The 4,268-nt window shown below is 65.0% G+C and carries 3 protein-coding genes; all 3 read right to left on the reverse strand.

Annotated elements, in window-relative coordinates; genetic code table 11:
- Window positions 1-1,685 (reverse strand): DNA topoisomerase (ATP-hydrolyzing) (locus tag J7E68_RS00785; protein ID WP_215168957.1); only part of this gene is annotated, 1,685 nt, incomplete at its 3' end.
- A gap of 52 nt (window positions 1,686-1,737) precedes the next feature.
- The gene (gene gyrB, locus J7E68_RS00790) at window positions 1,738-3,807 is read right to left on the reverse strand and encodes a DNA topoisomerase (ATP-hydrolyzing) subunit B (protein ID WP_215168959.1); all 2,070 of its coding nucleotides are present in this window, start codon (window positions 3,805-3,807) and stop codon (window positions 1,738-1,740) included.
- 118 nt (window positions 3,808-3,925) lie between these two features.
- Window positions 3,926-4,268, reverse strand: a 343-nt coding sequence (locus J7E68_RS00795; RefSeq protein ID WP_215168961.1) for a DUF721 domain-containing protein, incomplete at its 5' end; no start/stop codon positions are given.

A 4,268-nucleotide genomic window follows, 5' to 3' on the forward strand; every position in this document is an offset into this window, starting at 1 on the left:
GTGACGAAGAAGTGCTCGACGATGTCGTCGGCCCGCAGCTGGGCGCCCTTGATGCCCTTGCCGCCGCGGTGCTGCGACCGGTAGTTGTCGCTGCGCGTGCGCTTGATGTACCCGGCGCGGGTGATGGTGACGACCATCTCCTCTTCGGCGATGAGGTCTTCCATCGAGACGTCGCCGTCGAAGCCGTGCAGGATGTGCGTACGACGCTCATCGCCGAAGCGCTCGACGATCCCCGAGAGCTCTTCGCGGATGATGTCGCGCTGCAGCGCCTCGTCGGCCAGGATCGCCTGGTACTCGGCGATGAGTCGCTCGAGCTCGGCAGCCTGGTCGATGATCTTCTGGCGTTCGAGCGCTGCCAGTCGGCGCAGCTGCATGTCGAGGATGGCCTGCGCCTGGATGTCGTCGATGTCGAGGAGCTTCTGCAGGCCCTCGTTCGCATCCTGCGTGGTCTGCGATCGACGGATGAGCGCGATGACCTCGTCGAGCGCGTCGAGCGCCTTGAGGTATCCGCGCAGGATGTGCATCCGCTTCTCGGCCTCACGCAGGCGGTATGCGGTGCGACGGACGATGACCTCGAGCTGGTGGGTGATCCAGTGGGTCACGAAGCCGTCGATGGCGAGCGTGCGCGGCACTCCGTCGACGATCGCGAGCATGTTCGCGCCGAAGTTCTCCTGCAGCTGCGTGTGCTTGTAGAGGTTGTTCAGCACGACCTTCGCGACCGCGTCACGCTTGAGCACGACGACGAGGCGCTGACCGGTGCGGTCGGACGACTCGTCACGGATGTCGGCGATGCCGGTGATCTTGCCGTCACGGGCGAGGTCGCCGATCTTCACCGCCACGTTGTCGGGGTTGACCTGATACGGCAGTTCAGTGATCACGAGGCACGTGCGGCCCTGGATCTCTTCGACGTTGACGACCGCGCGCATCGTGATCGACCCACGACCCGTGCGGTAGGCCTCCTGCACGCCCTTGGTGCCGAGGATCTGCGCACCGGTCGGGAAGTCGGGCCCGGGAATGCGCTGGATCAGTCCGTCGAGCAGCTCTTCGCGGGGGAGACCCGGGTTGTCGAGCGCCCAGAGAGCCGCAGACGAGACCTCGCGGAGGTTGTGCGGGGGGATGTTGGTCGCCATGCCGACCGCGATGCCGACCGAGCCGTTGACCAGCAGGTTCGGGAAGCGCGCCGGCAGGACCGTCGGCTCCTGGGTCTGTCCGTCGTAGTTGTCGGTGAAGTCGACGGTGTCCTCTTCGATGTCGCGCACCATCTCGAGCGCGAGCGGGGCCATCTTCGTCTCGGTGTATCGAGGAGCCGCGGCGCCCATGTTGCCGGGAGAGCCGAAGTTGCCCTGGCCGAGCGCCAGCGGGTACCGCAGCGACCACGGCTGCACGAGTCGCACGAGGGCGTCGTAGATGGCCGAGTCACCGTGCGGGTGGTACTGGCCCATGACCTCGCCCACCACACGGGCGCACTTCGAGAACGACTTGTCGGGGCGGAATCCACCGTCGTACATGCCGTAGATCACACGGCGATGCACCGGCTTGAGACCGTCGCGGACGTCGGGCAGCGCGCGACCGACGATCACGGCCATCGCGTAGTCGAGGTAGCTGCGCTGCATCTCGGACTGCAGGTCGACCTGATCGATCTTGCCGTGGTCGTGTTCCGGCTCGGGGCGTACTTCGTCAGTCATGTGTGTTGTCGATTCCGGTCGTTGGTCGAACGAATGCAGGCGCGCGGAGGCGTCAGATGTCGAGGAAGCGGACGTCCTTGGCGTTGCGCTGGATGAAGCTGCGTCGGGATTCGACGTCTTCGCCCATCAGCACGCTGAAGATCTCGTCGGCGGCGGCGGCATCCTCGATGGTCACCTGGCGGAGCGTCCGCGTGGAGTGGTCCATCGTGGTCTCCCACAGCTCCTTGGCGTTCATCTCGCCGAGACCCTTGTAGCGCTGGATGCCGGCGTCCTTCGGGATCCGCTTGCCGTTGTCGAGGCCGTGCTTGAGCAGGGCGTCGCGCTCGGCGTCGCTGAACACGTATTCGTGGGGCTGGTTGGTCCACTTGAGTCGGTAGAGAGGGGGCATCGCGAGGTAGACGAATCCGGCCTCGATCAGCCCGCGCATGTACCGGAAGAGCAGAGTGAGCAGCAGCGTGGTAATGTGCTGGCCGTCGACGTCGGCATCCGCCATCAGCACGATCTTGTGATAGCGCGCCTTCTCGATGTCGAACTCTTCGCCGATGCCGGTGCCGAAGGCCTGGATCATCGCCTGGACCTCTTTGTTGCCCAGTGCCTTGTCGAGACGTGCGCGCTCGACGTTGAGGATCTTGCCTCGCAGCGCGAGGATCGCCTGCGTGTGAGGATCGCGCCCCTGCACGGCCGAGCCGCCTGCCGAGTCACCCTCGACGAGGAAGATCTCGCTGATCGAGGGATCCTTGCTGGTGCAGTCCTTGAGCTTGTCGGGCATCGCGGCCGACTCGAACACGCTCTTGCGACGAGCGGTCTCACGGGCCTTGCGGGCAGCCAGCCGAGCGGTCGCCGCGTCGATGGCCTTGCGGATCACGTTCTTCGCCTGGATCGGGTTGCGACCGAACCAGTCACCGAGCTGATCTCCGACGACCTTCTGCACGAAGGCCTTGGCCTCGGTGTTGCCGAGCTTGGTCTTGGTCTGACCCTCGAACTGGGGCTCGCCCAGCTTGATCGAGATGACGGCGGTCAAGCCCTCTCGTACGTCGTCGCCCGACAGGTTGTCGTCCTTCTCCTTGAGAAGGTTGTTCGCCCGGGCATACTTGTTGACCAGCGTCGTGAGCGCTGCGCGGAACCCCTCTTCGTGGGTACCGCCCTCGTGCGTGTTGATCGTGTTGGCGTAGGTGAAGACGTTCTCGGTGTACGAGGTCGTCCACTGCATCGCGACCTCGAGCGAGATCTTGCGCTCGACGTCTTCCGACTCGAAGGCGATGATCTCGTCGTTGACTACCTCGGCGTGACGCACCTTGTTGAGGTACTCGACGTAGTCGACGAGGCCGCGCTCGTAGAAGAAGACGTCGTTGGGCTGAGTGAGAGTCGCCTGACCCTCGACCTCGACCTCGTAGGCAGAGGCGGGACGCTCGTCGGACAGCTCGATGCGCAGTCCCTTGTTGAGGAACGCCATCTGCTGGAAGCGCGTGCGCAGCGTGTCGTAGTCGAAGTCGGTCGTCTCGGTGAAGATCTCGGCATCCGGCCAGAACGTGATCGCCGTTCCGGTCTCGTCGGTGGCCTCGCCCTTCTCGAGCTGCTGCTGCGGGGCACCGCCGTCGGCGAAGCTGTGCCGCCAGACGAAGCCCTTCTGCTTGACCTCGACGTCGAACCTGGTCGACAGAGCGTTCACCACGGACGAGCCGACACCGTGCAGTCCGCCCGAGACGGCGTATGCGCCGCCGCCGAACTTCCCACCGGCGTGCAGGATCGTGAGCACGACCTCGACGGTCGACTTCGTCGGGTCGGAGGAGTGGGGATCGACGGGGATGCCACGGCCGTTGTCGATCACGCGCACGCCGCCGTCTTCGAGCAGCGTCACGAAGATGGTGTCGGCGTAGCCGGCGAGTGCCTCATCGACCGAGTTGTCGACGATCTCGTAGACGAGGTGATGCAGACCACGCGGACCCGTGGAGCCGATGTACATACCCGGGCGCTTGCGGACGGCTTCGAGACCCTCGAGGATCTGGATCGAGTCGGCACCGTACTCACCGGGCTGCTTCACCTTGGGTGAGATCTTGTTCTCGGTCGCGGGGGTTTCCCCGGTGGTGGATTCCGTCTCGTCAGCGGGGGATTCAGGCGTCATCAGAGGGCATTCTCCACATCGATATCACGAACTCCCAGTCTAGCGGCTTTTCGTGTCGAGATGCGGCTCAGCGGCCACCTGTGGCCCTCTGAGCGTGTCGGACCCCATCCGTGGTGTCCTACCCGTAGGTATCGCGCGGGCCCCGTCCTGGAACGACTCTGGGACCCCATTTCCACGAGGGTACGTCCGGCCCGATGAAGCGGAGGTTCTCGACGCCGGCATCCGGATACCGGCGGCCGATCTCGGTGAGGATCGTTCCGCGCATGTACTGGAGGTTCTTGGCCCAAGCGGTCGAGTCGCACTTCACGGTGAGCACTCCGCGCTCGAGCGACACCGGTTCGGAGTGCTTCGCGGTGTCGGATCCTGCGAGGTCGGCCCACTGCCGCACGAGGTCTTCGCGGGCGAGCGTCTTCTGCCAGCCCGAATCGCGGCTGAGCTTGTCGAGCACCGCTCCGAGCGAT

The sequence above is a fragment of the Microbacterium sp. ISL-103 genome (genome assembly GCF_018613995.1).
Lineage (GTDB): Bacteria > Actinomycetota > Actinomycetes > Actinomycetales > Microbacteriaceae > Microbacterium.